At 75.1% G+C, this 17,032-nt stretch carries 15 protein-coding genes; 4 read left to right on the top strand and 11 right to left on the bottom strand.

The features are described from left to right. Positions 1-13: 13 nt before the first annotated feature. Positions 14-592: a hypothetical protein gene (locus AB0O40_RS10660; protein WP_365038025.1), complete on the top strand. Its 579-nt coding sequence runs from the start codon at positions 14-16 to the stop codon at positions 590-592. 57 nt (positions 593-649) lie between these two features. Beyond that, the gene (locus AB0O40_RS10655; protein ID WP_365038165.1) at positions 650-1,357 is read left to right on the top strand and encodes a 3-keto-5-aminohexanoate cleavage protein; all 708 of its coding nucleotides are present in this window, start codon (positions 650-652) and stop codon (positions 1,355-1,357) included. Here the strand turns inward: AB0O40_RS10655 and soxR are convergent. Next, on the bottom strand, positions 1,338-1,781 hold the full coding sequence (soxR, locus tag AB0O40_RS10650) for a redox-sensitive transcriptional activator SoxR (RefSeq protein WP_365038022.1): 444 nt from the start codon (positions 1,779-1,781) through the stop codon (positions 1,338-1,340). The two genes, AB0O40_RS10655 and soxR, sit on opposite strands and share 20 nt — an antisense overlap. 101 nt (positions 1,782-1,882) lie before the next feature. Between soxR and AB0O40_RS10645 the strand changes: the two genes are divergently transcribed. Further along, positions 1,883-2,344, top strand: a complete 462-nt coding sequence (locus AB0O40_RS10645) for a MaoC family dehydratase (protein WP_365038019.1) — start codon at positions 1,883-1,885, stop codon at positions 2,342-2,344. A gap of 38 nt (positions 2,345-2,382) precedes the next feature. On the opposite strand, the gene AB0O40_RS10640 is transcribed toward AB0O40_RS10645, so the two are convergent. Both AB0O40_RS10640 and AB0O40_RS10635 read right to left on the bottom strand, forming a co-directional pair. Next, complete coding sequence (locus tag AB0O40_RS10640) at positions 2,383-3,006, bottom strand: TetR/AcrR family transcriptional regulator (protein ID WP_365038016.1); 624 nt, start codon at positions 3,004-3,006, stop codon at positions 2,383-2,385. Between the two features lie 87 nt (positions 3,007-3,093). Further along, positions 3,094-4,245, bottom strand: coding sequence for an acyl-CoA dehydrogenase family protein (locus AB0O40_RS10635; protein WP_365038013.1), 1,152 nt, complete (start codon positions 4,243-4,245; stop codon positions 3,094-3,096). Between the two features lie 89 nt (positions 4,246-4,334). Here AB0O40_RS10635 and AB0O40_RS10630 point away from each other — a divergent pair, with 89 nt between their 5' ends. Beyond that, entirely contained in the window at positions 4,335-4,973 is a 639-nt protein-coding gene (locus AB0O40_RS10630; protein ID WP_365038010.1) for a TetR/AcrR family transcriptional regulator C-terminal domain-containing protein, read from the top strand. A gap of 199 nt (positions 4,974-5,172) precedes the next feature. On the opposite strand, the gene AB0O40_RS10625 is transcribed toward AB0O40_RS10630, so the two are convergent. The 8 genes from AB0O40_RS10625 to AB0O40_RS10590 form a co-directional block, all read right to left on the bottom strand. Next, positions 5,173-6,252 carry a Zn-dependent alcohol dehydrogenase gene (locus tag AB0O40_RS10625; RefSeq protein ID WP_365038007.1) on the bottom strand — a complete coding sequence of 360 codons (1,080 nt, stop codon included), beginning with the start codon at positions 6,250-6,252 and terminating at the stop codon, positions 5,173-5,175. A 41-nt stretch (positions 6,253-6,293) separates the two neighbouring features. After that, entirely contained in the window at positions 6,294-7,706 is a 1,413-nt protein-coding gene (locus AB0O40_RS10620; RefSeq protein WP_365038004.1) for an aldehyde dehydrogenase family protein, read from the bottom strand. 196 nt (positions 7,707-7,902) lie between these two features. Further along, positions 7,903-9,210, bottom strand: a complete 1,308-nt coding sequence (locus AB0O40_RS10615) for a citrate:proton symporter (protein WP_365038001.1) — start codon at positions 9,208-9,210, stop codon at positions 7,903-7,905. A gap of 132 nt (positions 9,211-9,342) precedes the next feature. Then, positions 9,343-11,553, bottom strand: a complete 2,211-nt coding sequence (locus AB0O40_RS10610) for a molybdopterin oxidoreductase family protein (protein ID WP_365038162.1) — start codon at positions 11,551-11,553, stop codon at positions 9,343-9,345. Positions 11,554-11,963: 410 nt separating this feature from the next. Further along, complete coding sequence (locus AB0O40_RS10605) at positions 11,964-12,581, bottom strand: TetR/AcrR family transcriptional regulator (protein WP_365037998.1); 618 nt, start codon at positions 12,579-12,581, stop codon at positions 11,964-11,966. 48 nt (positions 12,582-12,629) lie between these two features. Further along, on the bottom strand, positions 12,630-13,958 hold the full coding sequence (locus AB0O40_RS10600) for a hypothetical protein (RefSeq protein ID WP_365037995.1): 1,329 nt from the start codon (positions 13,956-13,958) through the stop codon (positions 12,630-12,632). After that, positions 13,955-14,836: a hypothetical protein gene (locus tag AB0O40_RS10595; RefSeq protein WP_365037992.1), complete on the bottom strand. Its 882-nt coding sequence runs from the start codon at positions 14,834-14,836 to the stop codon at positions 13,955-13,957. Before AB0O40_RS10595 ends, AB0O40_RS10600 begins: the two co-directional genes overlap by 4 nt. A 38-nt stretch (positions 14,837-14,874) precedes the next feature. Continuing rightward, entirely contained in the window at positions 14,875-16,962 is a 2,088-nt protein-coding gene (locus AB0O40_RS10590; RefSeq protein WP_365037989.1) for a right-handed parallel beta-helix repeat-containing protein, read from the bottom strand. Positions 16,963-17,032: the final 70 nt, after the last annotated feature.

Genomic DNA, 17,032 nt, shown 5'->3' with positions numbered 1-17,032 from the left:
AGGTGGCGGTGCAATGGCGGGATTCCGGAGCCTTGCGGTGCAGGTACGAGACGCGTCCAACGACCGGGCGCTGCGGCGGCATTCGCTGCGGCGCTGCCTCGAGCGGTTCGCCCCGTACGGCCACCGGGCGACCTGGTGGCACCTGTGCGACCGGCACGGGATCGGGCCCGAGGACCGGGGGTGCGATCCGCTGCGGCTGGTGGCCGCACTGGAGGAGCTGGAGGACGCGCGCGGGGTGTGGCTCACCTACGAGCGGCGGTTCGCGGAGCGGCGCAGACGGGAGAAGCACCACGGGCTGCGCACCCCCGACCGGGCGTGGAGCGGCCCGGAGGTGGTGCGCTGCGCGGATCCGGGGATACGGCCGGAGGGGGCGCTGGGCGAGGTGCTGCGGCGGCTGGTGCGGGCCCTGGAGGCGGAGCAGCGCGGCACGGTGTGCCCGGTCTGCGGCACCCCGGAGCTGCTGTGGCTGCCGGGCTCCTCGGAGGCGGCCTGGTACGGGCCGGTCTGCAAGGGATGCGGCATCGTGGTGCCGCGGCCCGCGCTGGCGGGCGCGGAGACCTGGGGCGGCGCCGGGCACGGCGCGGCGGCGTGACGTCGGCGGGGGCGGGCGGCACCGGGGCCGCCCGGACGGGAAGGTGAGGTCCGCGTGGTGATCCAGGCGGCGTTGAACGGCGCCCGCACCGCGGCCGACGGCACGGCCGTGCCGCTCTCCCCCGGCGCGCTGGCCGAGGCGGCGGCGGGGGCGGCGGCGGCCGGGGCCGGCGAGGTCCAGGTGCGGCCGAAGACCCCCTGCGGGCGGGACAGCCTCTCCCCCAGGGTGCTGGGGCCGCTGCTGGAGGAGGTGCGGGCGCGGGTGGCCGTACCGGTCGGGGTGGACGCCTACCTGGGCGGCGAGCGGGTGCCCGAGTGGACGGTGCTGCCCGACCGGGCGGCGGTGGACTGGTCGCTGGCGGGGGCGGAGGAGCTGGCCGGGCTGCTGCTCGGGCGGGGGGTGGCGGTGGAGGCGCTGGTGCGCGGGGGCGGTCCGGCCGCGGCCCGGTTCGCCCGCTCGCCGCTGCGCGGCCGGGTGCTGCGGGTGCTGGCCGAGGTACCGGCGGCCGCGGATCCGGTCGCGGCGGCCCTCGAACTGCTCGCCGCGCTGGGCACCGGCCGGCCGGTGCTGCTCCACGGCCGGGGACCGGCCGCCTGGCCGGTGCTGCGGCTGGCGGCCGCCCGGTCCCTGGCACTGCGCACGGGGGTGGCCGACACCTTGACGCTGCCCGACGGCCGGCCGGCCCGGTCGAACGCCGAACTGGTGGCGGCGGCCCGCGCGCAGGCGGCGGGGGGCGCGGCTGCGGCTACAGCTTGGAGCCGGTGAGGCGGTCGCCGAAGGCGTCGTCCGGGTTGGACAGCGCGCAGGTGCTCAGGGACAGGCAGCCGCAGCCGATGCAGTTGGTGAGGTTGTCCCGCAGCCGGCTCAGCTGGGCGATGCGCTGGTCGAGCACCGCGCGCCAGTTCTCGGAGAGCCGGGCCCAGTCCTCGCGGGTGGGGGTGCGTCCTTCGGGGAGCTGGGCCAGCGCCTCGCCGATGGTGACGAGCGGGAGGCCGACGCGCTGGGCGGCCCGCACGAAGGCCACCCGGCGGAGCGTGTCGCGGGTGTAGCGGCGCTGGTTGCCCGAGGTGCGGCGGCTGCTGATCAGCCCCTTGGCCTCGTAGAAGTGCAGCGCCGAGACGGCGGCGCCGCTGCGGGCGGACAGCTGTCCGACGGTGAGTTCGTGGACCTTCTCTGGAATCTGCGGCACTCCGCCGACCCTACTCGGACGGCGCGTTGACAGGGCACGCCCCTCCCCGCATGCTGAGCAAGCGCTTAATCAAGCTAGTGACTTCCATGGAAGGCAGGGGCATGGCCGAGCCGAGGATCTTCACGTCCGCCGAGGAGCTGGGCGCCGGGGTGGGCGCCCAACTGGGGCCCAGCGACTGGCTGGAGGTGGACCAGAAGCGGATCGACCTGTTCGCCGACGCCACCGGTGACCACCAGTGGATCCACGTCGACCCCGAGCGTGCCGCCACCGGCCCCTTCGGCTCGACCATCGCGCACGGCTACCTCACCCTCGCCCTGCTGCCCAGCCTGGTGCCGCAGATCATGCGGGTCGAGGGGATGCGGATGGGCATCAACTACGGCGTGAACAAAGTGCGTTTCCCGGCGCCGGTGCCGGTGGGCTCGCAGCTGCGCGCCACCGCCGTGATCACCGAGGTCACCGAGGCCGGCGGCGGGGTGCAGGTGGCCGCGACCGTCACGGTCGAGCGGCAGGGCGGCGAGAAGCCGGTCTGCGTCGCCGAGACCGTCTCCCGCTACTTCTTCTGACCGGGGCTCTTCCCGAACGCGGCCCCGCCCGGGGCCCGTTACCGCCGGGCCCCGACCATCCGCAGCACGAGGTCGGCGTAGAGCGCGCCGACCTCGTCCGGGGTCCGACGGCCCTCGGTGCTGAACCAGCGCGCCACGTCGATGCAGAGCGAGAGCACCGCGAGGGTGGTGCCCGGCAGGTCCGGGACATCGAACTCGCCGGCGGCCACGCCGTCGGCGAGGATCCGCCGCACCGCCGCGTCGCTGCGCCGGCGCAGGCCGACGATCTCGTCCCGGTGCTCCTCGCCCAGCGCGTCCAGCTCGTACTGGACCACCCGCGCGGTGGTGTGGTGCGCGGCGTGCCAGCGGACGAAGGACCGCACGGCGGCGTCCAGCCGGTCGGCGGCGCTGCCGGGACCCCCGGCGGCCGTGGTCAGGATCTCCAGGGCCTTGTCGTGCCCGATCCGGCTGATCCGGTGGAGCAGTTCTTCCTTGGTCTTGTAGTGGATGTAGAGCGCGGCCGGGCTCATCCCGGCCCGACCCGCGATGTCCCGGGTGGTGGTGGCGTGGTACCCGCGCTCGGCGAAGGCCTCGACGGCCGCGACCAGCAGCCGCCGGGCCGCGTCCGGCGTCACCTCCGACCAGGGCACGTACTCCCCGGTCCGCTCCTCCACGCCGTCCATGGCACACCCTCTCCCGCAGTGACTGACCACCTTACCCGAGCGGTGAGCAAGCGCTTAGGCGGTCGGGGCGGGCCGGGCGCGGGCCGGTCAGAAGGCGGAGACCCCGGTGAGCGCCCGGCCGATCACCAGCTTCTGGATCTGGCTGGTGCCCTCGTACAGGGTCATCACCCGCGCGTCGCGCAGCAGCTTGCCGGCCGGGTACTCGTCGATGTAGCCGTACCCGCCGTGCACCTGGAGGGCGTTGGAGGCGGCCCGGACCGCGGCCTCCGAGGCGAAGAGCTTGGCGGTGGAGGCCTCGGTGGCGAAGGGCCGCCCGCGGTCGACCAGGTCGGCCACCCGCCAGGTCAGCATCCGCGCGGCGTCCAGGTCGACGGCGATGTCCGCGATCAGCTCCTGCACCAGCTGGTGGTGGGCGATGGTGCGGCCGAACTGCTCCCGCTGCCCGGCGTACGCCAGCGCCGCGTCCAGCGCGGCCTGGGCGATGCCCACGCATCCGGCGGCCACCGACATCCGGCCCTTGGCCAGCGCCGACATGGCCACCGAGAAGCCCTTCCCGGCGGGGCCGAGCAGCGCCCCGGCCGGCACCCGCACGTCCTCGAGGACCAGCTCGGCGGTGGCCTGGCCGCGCAGGCCCAGCTTGCCGTGCACCTCGCGCCGGGTCAGCCCGGGGGTGTCCGCGGGCACCAGGAAGGCGGAGACCCCGCGGTGGCCCGGCGCCTCCCCGGTGCGGGCGAAGAGCAGCACCACGTCGGCCCAGGTGCCGTTGGTGATGAACATCTTGCTGCCGTTGATCAGGTACCCGTCGCCGTCCCGGACCGCGCGGGTGGCCAGGTTCCCGGCGTCCGAGCCGGTACCGGGCTCGGTCAGGCCGAAGCAGCCCAGCGCCTCGCCGGAGCAGAGCCGGGGCAGCCAGGCCCGCTTCTGGCCCTCGTCGCCCCAGGCCGCGATGGTCTTGGCGACCAGCCCGAGGGAGACGGACACGATCCCGCGCACGGCCGAGTCGCCGCGCCCCAGCTCCTCGGTGACCAGGACGTAGGAGAAGTGGTCGCCGCCCGAGCCGCCGTACTCCTCGGGCACGGTCAGCCCGAGGAAGCCCAGGTCGCCGAGCTTCTTGACGATGGCCCGGTCGACGGATTCGGCGCGGTCCCACGCGGCCGCGTACGGGGCGATCTCGCGGTCGGCGAACTCGCGGGCGAGCCGGCGCACGGCCGCCTGCTCCTCGCTCGGTTCCAGGTTCATCGGCACCTCGCCGGGTCGGCATCGGGTCGGGGCGGCGGCGTTTAATTAGCACCGCTAGTTTTCCTTGGGCAGGCCTTACTATGTGCCGCATGGCCCGACCGCGCAAGCCCCTGCTGAGCCGAGAACGCATCGTCGAGACGGCGGGCGCGCTGGTGGACGCGGAAGGGCTGGAGGCGGTCTCCACCCGGCGGCTGGCCGCCGCCCTCGGGGTCAGCGGACCTTCCCTCTACAACCACTTCCGGAACAAGGACGAGATCCTGGACGCGGTGGCCGACGCGGTCAGCGCCCGGGTGGACCTCTCCGTCTTCGAGGACGGCCGGGACTGGCGCGCCACGCTGCACGACTGGGCCGTCTCCTACCGGCGCGCGCTGGCCGACCACCCCAACATCGTCCCGGTCCTGGCCCGCGGCCCGGGCCGGCGCCCGGCCGGCCTGCGGCTGGCGGACGCGGTCTACGGCGCCATGACGGCCGCCGGCTGGCCCCCCGCCCAGGCCACCCGGATCGGCGCCCTGATGCGCTACTTCGTCATGGGCTCGGCGCTCGGCTCCTTCGCCCGCGGCTTCGTGGACGACCGCACGGCCTACGACCCGGCCGACTACCCGCACCTGGGCCAGGCCCACCTGCTCGCCGAGCGGCAGCAGGAGATCGACGAAGGCGCCTTCGAAACCGGCCTGCGCGCCCTCCTGGACGGCCTCAGCACCCAGTACGAGGCCCTGGCCCGCCCGTAGTACGCGTACCGGGGGCGGTCGGGGTGTGTGGGGAGTGGTGCTTGACGGGGGTGGCAGGCTGGTCCGGAGGCAGGCCCGGGCCGGGGATCGCCGCAGGCGACGGCGAAGCCGCTCGTCCCCGGGGTGGGCCTGCCGCAGGGCCTGCGGGCCGCCCCCGTCAAGCACCGCGGGGACCCGCACACCCCGGCCGCCCGCCTCCTCAGAACACCACCACCGACCGCCCGCCCTTCCCCGCCAGCATCGCCTCGAACGCGCCCGGGATGCCGTCCAGGCCGATGCGTTCCGAGACCATCGCGCCGAGGTCCAGGCGGCCGGCCCGGACGTGCTCGGCGAGCACCGGCAGGTCGCGGGCCGGGTCGCTGTTGCCGTACACGCAGCCGGACAGGGTGCGGGCGAAGTGGAAGATCTCCAGGGCGTGGAAGGAGACCTGCTGCTCCTTGCCGCCGATGCCGACCACGGTGGTCCGGCCGCCGCGCCGGGTGGCGTCCCAGGCGGTGCGGATGGTCTGCGCCCGCCCCACGCACTCGACCGCCACGTCCGCGCCCCGGCCGCCGGTGAGCTTGCGCACCTCCTTGGCTGTGGTCTCGGAGGCGAGGACGAACTCGGTGGCGCCGGCCGCCCGGGCCAGCTCCTCCTTGGCCGGCGAGACGTCCACCGCCACGATCGGACCGGCCCCGGCGATCCGCGCGGCCTGGAGGGCGGCCAGGCCCACCCCGCCCACCCCGAAGACCGCCACCGACTCGCCCTCGCGCACCCGGGCGTTGTGGTGCACGGCCCCGTACCCGGTCAGCACCGCGCAGCCCAGCAGCGCGGCCTCGGCCAGCGGGACGCCGGCCGGGGCGGGCAGCACGCAGTTCGCCGCGACCACCGTCTCCTCGGCGAAGGCGGCGACGTTGAGCCCCGGGTGCAGGTCCCGGCCGTCGGTCGTGCGGGCGTACACCGCGCCGACGCCGGTCAGGGCGTTGACGCAGAGCCAGACCTCGCCGATCGCGCAGTGGTGGCAAGACCCGCAGGAGGGCGCCCAGTTGAGCACCACCGGGTCGCCGGCGGCGACGTGGCCGACGCCCTCGCCGACCGAGACGACGGTGCCGGCGCCCTCGTGGCCCAGCACGGCGGGCACCGGGACCCGCATGGTGCCGTCGGTGAGCGAGAGGTCGGAGTGGCAGACCCCGGCGGCGGCGAGCCGGACCCGGACCTGGCCGGGCCCCGGCTCGGGCAGGACGATCTCGGTGATCTCCAGGGGAGAACCGACGGCGGGCAGGACGGCGGCGCGGACCACGGACGCTCCTTCGGGGACGGCGGCTGTACCGGCGGGACGGGCTAGAACTGGAGGGACTTGGTGTGCAGGTACTCGGCCAGGCCGTGCGGGCCCAGCTCGCGGCCCACGCCGGACTGCTTGTAGCCGCCGAAGGGGGCGCGGGCGTTCCAGCGGCCGCCGTTGATGTCCACCTGGCCGGTGTCCATCCGGCGGGCGAAGGCCACCGCGCTCTCGTCGTCGGCGGCCCAGACCGCGCCGCCGAGGCCGTATGCGGTGCCGTTGGCGATCCGCAGGGCGTCCTCCTCGTCCTCGTACGGCAGGACGGCGAGGACCGGGCCGAAGATCTCCTCCTGGGCGATGGTCATCTCGGGGGTGACGTCGGCGAAGACGGTGGGGGCGACGAAGTAGCCAGTCGGGTGCGGCGGCTCGGCCCCGCCGGCCACCAGCCGGGCGCCCTCTTCGAGGCCCTTGGCGATGTAGCCGCGGACCCGCTCCAGCTGCTTGGCGTTGACCAGCGGGCCGAGCCGGGTGCCGGCCTCGAGCGGGTCGCCGGCCACCGCCTTCTCGGCGGCGGCCTTGGCCAGGGCGACCGCCTCCTCGTACTGGTCGCGGTGGACGAGCATCCGGGTCAGCGCGTTGCAGCTCTGGCCGGAGTTGTTCAGGACGTGCGCCACGCCCGCGCCGACGGCCTTGGGGAGGTCGGCGCCCGGCAGGATCACGTTGGCGGACTTGCCGCCCAGCTCCAGGGCGACCCGCTTGACCGCGGCGCCCGCGGCCGCGCCGATGGCCCGGCCGACGGCGGTGGAACCGGTGAAGGAGACCAGGTCGACGTCCTCGTGGGCGGCCAGGGCCTGGCCCGCCACCGGGCCGGTGCCGGTGACCAGGTTGAAGACACCGGCCGGCAGCCCGGCCTCGTGGACCGCCTCGGCGAACAGCTGGGCGGTGACCGGGGTGTCCTCGGATGGCTTGAGGACGACCGTGCAGCCGGCCGCGAGGGCGGGCGCCACCTTGGCGACGATCTGGTGCAGCGGGTAGTTCCACGGGGTGATCGCGGCGACCACGCCCAGCGGCTCCAGGTAGACCGTGGAGTTCCCGATCTTCTCCTCGAAGGCGTACGAGGCGGCCAGTTCGGCGTAGGAGCCAGCGACCGCGATCGGGGCCCCGGCGTGCACCGCCTCGGCGAAGCCGGCCGGGGCGCCGAGCTCGGCGGTGACGGTCTCGGCGATCTCGGCGCGGCGGGCCGCCAGCACGTCGCGCAGGGCGGCGATCTTGGCGGCGCGCTCGGCCGGGGCGGTGCCGGCCCAGCCGCGGAAGGCGGCCCGGGCGGCCCGTACCGCGGCGTCGACGTCCTCGGCGGTGCCGGCCGGGACGTGCGCGATGACCTGCTCGGTGGCCGGGTTGAGGACCGCGATGGTCTCCTGGCCGGCCGGCGCCCGCCACTCGCCGCCGATGTACATGCCGTCGTGAGCCTTCATCGCATCCTCCCGTGGTGCGCCCGCCCGGCGGTGGCCGGGCGGGACGTGGAACTGCCGAGCGACCACCCTACAAACTAGCGGTGATAGTTTTCGGCCGCCAGGGTGTGCCGCCCGGCCGTCGCGGCCGGAAACGCACCCCCGGCAGCCGGAACCGGCACGTACCGCACCGGATGGGACCGGACCGGCCCGTCCCGGCTCAGACCGTGCCGAAGAGGATGCCGGCGCCCAGCACCACCAGCGAGGTGAGGGCGGCCCACTTGACGGTGAAGCGGGTGTGGTCGCCGAACTCCACCTTGGCCATCCCCACCAGCACGTAGACGGCCGGGACCAGCGGGCTGGACATGTGCAGGGCCTGCCCGGCCAGCGAGGCCCGGGCGATCTCCAGCGGGGAGACGCCGTGGGCCGCGCCGGCCTCGGCGAGCACCGGCAGGACGCCGAAGTAGAAGCCGTCGTTGGACATGAAGTAGGTGAGCGGCAGGCTGAGCACGCCGGTGACCAGGGCCATGTGCGGGCCCATGCCCTCGGGGACGGCCGACACCAGCCAGTCGGCCATGTGCTTGACCATGCCGGTGCCGGAGAGCACACCGGTGAAGACGGCGGCGGCGAAGACCATGCCGGCGACGTTGAGGACGTTGTCGGCGTGCGCGGCCAGCCGGGCCTTCTGGTCGTCCATGCGCGGGAAGTTGACCGTGAGGGCGAGGGCGGCACCGAGCAGGAACAGCACCGGGATGGGCAGCAGCTCCATGATCATCGCGGTGAGCAGCGCGAGGGTGAGGGCCGCGTTGAACCAGTACAGGCGCGGGCGCAGGGTGGGGCGGTGCGGGTCCAGGCCCTGGAGCGCGGGGTCCTGCGGGGCGTCGGCCGCCGGCTGCCCGTCGGGCAGCACGAGCGCGCCCACCCGGCGGCGTTCGCGCAGGCCCAGGACGTACGCGAGGACGAGGACGAAGACCAGGCCCACGGCCAGCGCCGGGATCATGGGGACGAAGATGTCGGCGGCGTCGACCTTGAGGGCGGTGGCGGCCCGGGCGGTCGGGCCGCCCCACGGGAGGGTGTTCATCACGCCGTTGGCGGTGGCGGCCACGCCGGTCATCACCACCAGGCTCAGGCCCAGCCGCTTGTAGAGCGGGTACATGGCCGAAACCGTGATCATGAAGGTGGTGGAGCCGTCGCCGTCCAGCGAGACCACGGCCGCCAGCACGGCGGTACCCACCACCACGCGCAGCGGATCGGCCTTGCAGAAGCGCAGGATGCCCCGGACGACCGGGTCGAAGAGGCCGACGTCGATCATGAGGCCGAAGTAGACGATGGCGAACATCAGCATGGCGGCGGTCGGCGCCAGTTTGCCGACGCCCTCGATGACGTAGTCGCCCAACTGCCCGCCCTGACCTGCGAAGACACAGAAGAGGGCCGGGATCAGCACCAGCGCCGCGATCGGCGAGAGCTTCTTCATCATGATCAGGACGAGGAACGTCGCGATCATGGCGAAGCCGAGAATGGTCAGCATGGATGGAACCTCACGTTCGCCCTGGAGGACCGCCGAGAACGCCCTTCGGGGCCGCGGTCCGGACGAACGTAGGGCCCGCGCATTGGCGTGAACAAGACGTCAACGCGCGAGCAATACGAGCAAAACCCCAGGTCAGGGCAGGGCGGTCAGCTCCACGGGGAAGCCGTTGAGCACCGCGGTGCCGGAGAGCGGGTCCAGTCGGCTGCCGTCGAGCAGCTGGTTGACGTTGGCCCCCGGCTCGGCGGCGGCGACCGCCATGCGGGTACCGGGCCGGTCGTGGCCCCAGCCGTGCGGCAGGCTCACCACCCCCCGGCGGACGGTGTCGGTCAGCTCGGCGGGGGCCTCGACGGAACCGCCCGCGGCGGTGATCCTGACCCGGCCGCCGTCGGTGACGCCCAGCGGGGCGGCGTCGTCGGGGTGGATCTGGAGGGTGCAGCGGTTGCTGCCGCCGGTCAGCGCCGGGACGTTGTGCAGCCAGCTGTTGTTGGAGCGCAGGTGCCGGCGGCCGACCAGGACCAGGGCCGCCGGACGGTCGGCGAGCGCCCGGCGCAGCCGCGGCAGATCGGCCGCGATCGGTTCCGGCAGCAGCTCGATCCTGCCGCTGCGGGTCCTGAGGACCCCGGGCAGCCGCGGCTCCAGCGGGCCGAGGTCGATGCCGTGCGGGGCGGCCAGCAGCCGGTCGAGGGTGAGTCCGGCCGGGTCGGCGCCGAAGCCGTCGCCGTACGGGCCGAGCCGGAGCATCAGGTCCAGCCGGCGCTCGGGGCCGCCCTCGCCGGTCAGCAGGGCCGCCAGCGCACCCGGGTCGCGGCCGTGCACGGACGAGTCCGGGTCGGCCACGGCCTTGCCGAGCGCGGTGGCGATGACCAGCTCGTCGACCGCGCCGGGCGGGGCGCCGTGCCGGCCGGTGGCGGCCAGCACCAGCCGGGCGTGGATCTCGCACTCGTCCATCAGCCCGGGGGCGAGCGGGACCGCCGCCCGGGTGTAGCGGACCTGGTTGCGGACGGCGAAGCCGTTGAAGGAGAAGTCGTGGTGGGCGCTCTGGGCGGGCGGCGGCGGGGGCAGCACGACATGGGCGTGCCGGCTGGTCTCGCCGAGGTAGGGGTCGACGCTGACCATGAAGTCGAGCCCGGCCAGGGCCGCGTCGAGCCGGCGGCCGTCGGGGGCGGAGAGCACCGGGTTGGCGGCGATGCTGATCAGGGCCCGGATCCGGCCGTCGCCCGGGGTCTCGATCTCCTCCGCCAGGGCGGCCAGGGGCAGTTCGCTCTTGGCTTCGGGGTGTCCCCCGACGCGGCTGTGCCAGCGGCCCAGCGCGAAGCCCTTGCCGGGACCGGCCGGACGCGGGCGCGGGGCGGTGGCGGCCAGCGGCAGCAGGACCCCGCCGGGCCGGTCCAGGTTGCCGGTGAGGATGTTGAGCACGTCCACCAGCCAGTTGGCGAGGGTGCCGAACTCGACGGTGCTGCTGCCCACCCGGCCGTAGACCGCGGCGGTGCGGGCGGCGGCCAGCTCGCGGGCCAGCCGCCGGATCTCGGCGGCCGGCAGGTCGCAGCCGGCCGCGACCTCCTCGGGGGTGAACGGCCGCAGCGCCGCGCCGAGTTCGGCCAGCCCGTCGAGGTGCGGGGCCAGCGCGCCGGGGTCGGCCAGCCGCTCCTCGAGGAGTACGTGGGCCAGGGCGGCCAGCAGCAGGGCGTCGGCGCCGGGCCGGATGGCCAGGTGCCGGTCGGCGAGGCGGGCGGTGCGGGTGCGGCGCGGGTCGACCACGACGAGGGTGCCGCCCCGGGCGCGCAGGGCCTTGAGCCGGCCGGGGAAGTCCGGCGCGGTGCACAGGCTGCCGTTGGAGTCCAGCGGGTTGGCGCCCAGGAGCAGCAGGTGGTCGGTGCGGTCGAGGTCGGGCACGGGGATGGCGAAGGGGTCGCCGAAGAGCAGCCCGCTGGAGACGTGCTTGGGCATCTGGTCGAGGGTGCTGGCGGTGAAGAGGTTGCGGGTGCCGAGGCCCTGGAGCAGGAGCGGCGGGTAGAGGGCGCCGGCCATGGTGTGGGCGTTGGGGTTGCCGAGCACCACGCCCACGGCCTGCGGGCCGTACGCCTCGACGAGCGGGCGCAGCCCGGCGGCGACGGCGTCGAAGGCCTCCTCCCAGCCGGCCGGACGCAGCCGGCCGTCCTCGCGGATCAGGGGGGTGGTGAGGCGGTCCGGGTCGCCGTCGAGCTCGGCGAAGGCGGCGCCCTTGGGGCAGATGAAGCCCTTGCTGAAGACGTCCTCGCGGTCGCCGCGGGCGGCGGTGACGCGGCGGCCCTCGATCGTGAGCGTGAGCCCGCAGGTGGCCTCGCAGAGCGGACAGATCCGCAGCGCGGTCCTGACCCGCGGCCCGTCCGCCGTGGGCGCGGTGGCGGGCGGTGGGGGCTGGGTGCGGCTGGGCGGTGCGGGCTGCGCTGATGGTGCGGACACGGGTCCTCCCCCGGGCGGCATGCTGCGGCGGCACACGAGCACGGTGAGCATACCGACCGGTAGGCACGGCGGGGACCCCCGCCGGCCGGGCTGGAACTGTGCCAGGCCGTCCGTGGTGTGCGGGGAGCGGCGCTTGACGGGGGTGGCAGGCTGGTCCGGAGGCAGGCCCGGGCCTGGGATCGCCGCAGGCGACGGCGAAGCCGCGAAGTCCCAGGGGTGGGCCTGCCGCAGGGCCGGCAGGCCGCCCCCGTCAAGCGACGCGGGGACCCGCACACCACGGACGGCCATCGGGACCCCGCCCAGCCGAAGCCTCAGTCCAGAATCCCCGCCAGGTACGCCCGCATCATCGCCCGGGTCTCCGCGATCAGGTCCGGGTCGCCGTCCGGGTCGCTGCGGAAGGCCAGGTGGACCAGGGCGTCGGTGGCCTCCACGGCGACCAGGACGGCTCGGCGCAGGGGCGGGTCGGCGGGGCGGGCGAGGTGGGTGCACAGGAGCTCGGTGAGGCGGTCCGCGACGACCAGGTTGGTGTCGGCGGCCGGGCTCTCGGCCGGGGCCGGGACGCCGAAGTCGACCAGCCCGAAGCCGGGCACGGTCCGCTTCATGTTCAGGTACTCGTCGAGCACGGCGTCGACCACCGGCCGCCAGTCGGTGGCGGGCAGCACGGCCAGCCGCTCGGCGATGCCCTCGGCGTACCGGTCGAGGTTGCGGTGGGCCAGGGCGTCGGCCATCGCGCGCTTGTTGCCGAAGAAGCGGTAGACCGATCCGATCGGGACCCCGGCGCGCAGCGCCACGGCCCGGGTCGACAGGTTCTCGTAGCCCGTCTCGTCGAGGAGCTCTGCGCAGGCGTCGAGGATCCGGGTCAGGCGCTCGGCGCTGCGCTGCTGGATCGGTGTGCGGCGGAGTGAGTTGGCGGGAGGCACGGGGTCCATCATGCCGCTCCTGTATGACAGCGGACTGCGGGGGTCCGGTTATCCGGTTCAGGTCAGCAGGAGACTCAGGCCGCCGAGCGTGTACGTGATCATCAGCGCCAGCAGCGGGAGTTGGCCCACGACCGCCCGGGCCGGTGGGAAGAGGCGTACGGACCGGTCGTGGGCCGCGATCACGCCGAGGACGTGCCCGGTGACGACGGCGCCGACCTGGAGGGCGGCGAGCCCCCCGGGGCCCAGCGGCGACTCGGGTGCCCGGGCGTTGTCGGTGCCCCATGCCAGCATGACCGTACGTGGCCCTTCGGTCGCCAGGAGTGAGAAGTAGTGGGCGGTGAGGTAGCCGAGGGCGATCGGCAGGAGGGAGTGGGCGAAGGCGGTCAGGGGGCGCCGGACGGGCCCGGAGAGCAGCCGGGTGGCGGCGGCGCAGAGGCAGTAGAGGGCGGCGACCAGGGCGACCGAGCCGAGCAGGCCCAGGGTGGCCGCGGGGGTGCGGCCGAGGGGGGAGGTCTGGAGGGTGTTGATCCAGGAGGGGCTGTCGGAGAAGCCGTCGTAGGCGGTGGAGCCGAGCAGGACGCAGACGGTGGCGACCAGCCCGGGCAGCTGGGGGGTGCCGTCGAGGCCGTTGAAGGGGCTGCGCAGGACGAGCCGGCCGTCGGCGCGGCGGCCGAGGGGGGCGAGCCGGGCGAGGAGGACGGAGTACGCCTCGAAGGACTCGGCCGCCTCGAACCACCGCTCGCCGTAGCGGGCGGCGCAGAGCAGGTGGCCGGCGGTGTAGGCGGCGAAGGCCGTCAGGAGGGTGGTCGAGGAGGCGGGGTCGGGGGCGACCAGTTCGAGCCAGGTGAAGCCGAGCAGCCCGGCCGCGGCGGGCCACAGCCCCAGCCGGGCCGGCACCGGCCGGGGGGTCCGGTGCGGCAGCAGGGGGCGCAGGAGGGTGTGCAGGGTGCGCAGCGGGTTGAGCAGCCGCCAGAGGGGGCCCAGGAGCAGGGAGGCGGGCACCAGCCCGACCCAGAGGAGGACGTACACGCTGCCGGCGGCCGGGTTGCGGTCGGGGTCGTCGGGACCGAGGAGGAGGTGCAGCAGGACGAACAGCCAGCCGGCCAGCCCGAGCGCGCGCAGGGCGGCCCGGGTCGCCGGGGCGTCGGCCGCCCGCTGGAGCCCGGCGGGCAGCGGCCGCCCGGCGGCCGCCCCGGTGAAGCGGGAACGCGACCAGAGCAGTCCGAGGGCGAGGAAGGAGACGAAGAGCGCGGTGAAGGCGCCGGCGTAGGCGTAGAACGGCGAGACGGGCAGGTCGTGCTGGGCCCCGATGCCGTGGGCGAGGAAGAGGTCGTGGAGGGATCCGCCCGGCCCCGGCCCGGCGTACCCGCCCCCGGGGCCCGTCATCGGACGAGGAGTTGGGTGAGGACGAGGTCCGACGCGTGGGTCTCCACCTCGAAGAGGCCGGTGCGGTCCACGGTCAGGACCAGGGTGGCCGGATGGCCGGCGGGCAGGGCGAGTTCCTTGTCGTAGCCGTGGACGTGCAGCGTGTCCGCGGTGTCGCTGGTGACGACCAGGGCGAGCCGCTGGCCGCGGCGCAGCTCGATCCGGCCGGGCGGCGGCTGGACGCGCCCCCCGCGGACGGCGATGGCGACGGTCCGGTCGACGGTCGGGGCGGGAGCGGTCGGGGCGGGCGCGGTCGGGGCGCCCGGCGAGGGACGGGCGTGCCCGCCGGAGCCGGCCGCCGCCCCGGAACCGGCGCCCGTACCGCCGCCGGTTCCGGGGCCCGGTCCGGCCGCGGTGCCGGTGAGCCGGACCGTGGCCTGGACCGGGCGGCCGGCGACCGCCCAGACCGTGTGGTCGTCGGCGTACAGGCGGACGGTCAGCGTGTGCGGGCCGGCGGGCACCTGCGCCGCGGGCAGGTGGAACCACGGGCCGTACAGGCGGGCCAGCATGCGGCCGTCCAGGTCGAGGTGGGCGTGGCCGCCGCCGGGCACCGCCGCGCCGCCGGTGCTGGCGGGGGTGAACTGGAAGTTCTGGACGGTCAGCTCGAGGTTCCAGCCGTCCTCGGTGTCCGGTCGTACCGCGAGCCGGACCTGCGGGGCGCCGGCGGCCGGCACCTGCCGGAGCCGGTGCCCGGCGCCGTCGTCGGCGGCGAGCAGGGTGCCGGCCTCCCCGGAGGCCTGCTCGTGGCTGGTGCCGGGCTTGTGGTGGGTGGTGGCGCGCCCGTCGCAGCCGGCGGCGGTCGCGGCCAGCAGCGCGGCGGCCAGCGCCGTCACGGCCACCCGGCGCCTCCGCCCCGCACCCGGGCCCCGTCCCGCGCTCACGCCGCACCGCCCTCGGGCCGCAGCCGGTGCGCCGCGGCCGCGCCGTCGTGGCGGGCGGCGGCCGGTACGGCCCACAGCACCCAGACCACGGCCAGCAGGGCCCGGATCCAGGCCGGGCCGACCGGGATCCACGGGATCATCAGCACCGCCTTGTCGAAGGCGTCGAGCAGGGTCAGCCCGCCGAGGACCACGGTGGTCCAGCCCAGCCAGGGCCGCCCGCCCCTCCGGAGCACCAGTCCGGCGCCGGTCCACCACGCCCCGGTCAGCAGCAGGGCGAGGGCCGGTACGGCGGTGTGCACCAGCGGGGTCGTGGAGCCGGCCACGTCCAGCGCCAGCCCGGCCGCGCCCAGCACGGTCGCCGCCGTCCCCAGCCGGCTGCCCCGCAGCCGTCGCCACCAGAGCACCCCGCCGACCAGGCCGAGCACCACCGCCGCGGCCAGCGCGATCTGGGTCTCCACCCGGGCCAGGCCCCGGGCGCCGTACCAGTCGCAGCCGGCCGGCAGCCGCCGGGCCTGGACGTTGTAGTCGGCGCAGACCAGCAGCTGGGCCAGCTTCACCGGCTCGCCGATCAGCCGGGCCGAGCCGCCGCTCAGGGCCCCGCGGGCGGTCCCGCACCGCGGCAGGGTGCCGGGGGTGGAGCCGTCCGGGCCGGACTGCCAGCAGTTGCCGCGGCCCTGGCCGTCCCACCACACGTCCATGCCGTTGGGCCGGGGGGCACCGGACCGGTCCACGCCCAGGTGGTTGCCGGCGTACCGGTTGTGGTGCGAGGTGTCGGCCTGCTTGGACCAGGCCTCCTCGCCCCGGATGTAGGCGGGCACGGCACTCAGGAAGAAGGCCGCGCGGTGGTTGCCGTAGACCCAGTTGTCCTCGTAGACGTTCCAGTTGCCGCCGGCGGTGATGACGCCGGTGCCGGGCGGCATGGAGATCTGCGGGCAGACCACGCCCCGCTCGTAGCCGCGGGCGGCGGGCGGCTTGGCGCAGGTCCCGTCGGCCACGTACGGGTAGTAGTCGGCGTTGTTGTCGTGGATCAGGTTGCGCTGGAACAGCGCGTGGTTCTGGGGCAGTCCGGGGTGGCCGGGGAAGGCGCTGTCCATGGAGGCGCCGCCCATGTTGTGGTCGAACTCGTTGTCGTGCGCCCAGACCGAGTCCCCGGCGGTGCCCGAGTAGCCGACCATGTTGTGGTGGCTGCGGCAGCCGGTGATCTCGATGGAGTGGCGGGGGACGTCGTAGCCGCGGCCGTCGTTGATGTCCGAGGCGCTGCCGGGGTAGATGCCCGAGTCGCCGTTCCCGTAGGACTCGCAGTTCTTGTACAGGCCGTGGTCGCCGGCGAAGGTCAGGAAGCCGTACTCGTCGTTCCAGCGGGTCAGCACGTCGTCGATGACGAAGCCGTCGCCGGCCAGGATGTAGAGCGAGTTGAAGGTGGTGCGCTGGGCGGTGAGGTTGCGGAAGTAGACGCCGTCCGACTCGTCCGCGCGGATGGCGTTGAGCTTGCGGTACGCGGCGTCGACGACCACGTCGGTGCGGGCCGCGCCGGTGCCCTCGATCTGGAGGTCCTTCTTGCCGAGGACGGCGACCAGGTTCTGGTTGTGCGGGCACTGCACCTGCTGCGCGTAGGACAGGATCTGGTAGCCCAGGGCGGAGTTGCGGGCCTGGAGGTGGGCGCAGGCGCCGGCCGGCGCCGGGAGCGAGGGCTCTTCCTGGTAGAGGCCGGGCAGTACGGCGATGTTCATCCCGGGCCGGTCGACGGCGTCCACGGCCTGCTGGATGTGGCGGAAGCCGCTCTTGGCGCAGCGCTCGAAGAGGGCCTGGTTGCGGCGGCGCAGGTCTTCGGGGAAGGCGGCGATCCGGCGGGCGAAGTCGGCCCGGTCCGTCTTGCAGACGACCAGGTCCGGTTCGCCGGTGCGGTACCGGGGCACCGATCCGGAGCCGTCGGGCAGGGTGACGGGCCGCTCTTCGTGGGCCTGGGCGGCCGGAGCGGCGAGGAGCAGTCCGATGAGCGCGAGGAGGGCGGCGGCGAGGGCCGCCCCGCACCGTCGCCCGGGGGCGCCCCCGGGCACGGCAGGAAGCCTGCGGGTCCACGACATGGGCGCGAGAGTAGAGGATTGTTCATCTTTTGAGAGCCCCCATGACGGCGAAAAGTTTCATTGACGGGAG

Source organism: Streptomyces sp. NPDC089919 (assembly GCF_040684615.1).
Taxonomy (GTDB): Bacteria; Actinomycetota; Actinomycetes; order Streptomycetales; family Streptomycetaceae; genus Streptomyces.
The sequence above is the reverse complement of the archived record's forward strand: the minus strand, read 5'-3'. Positions and strand labels throughout refer to the sequence as shown.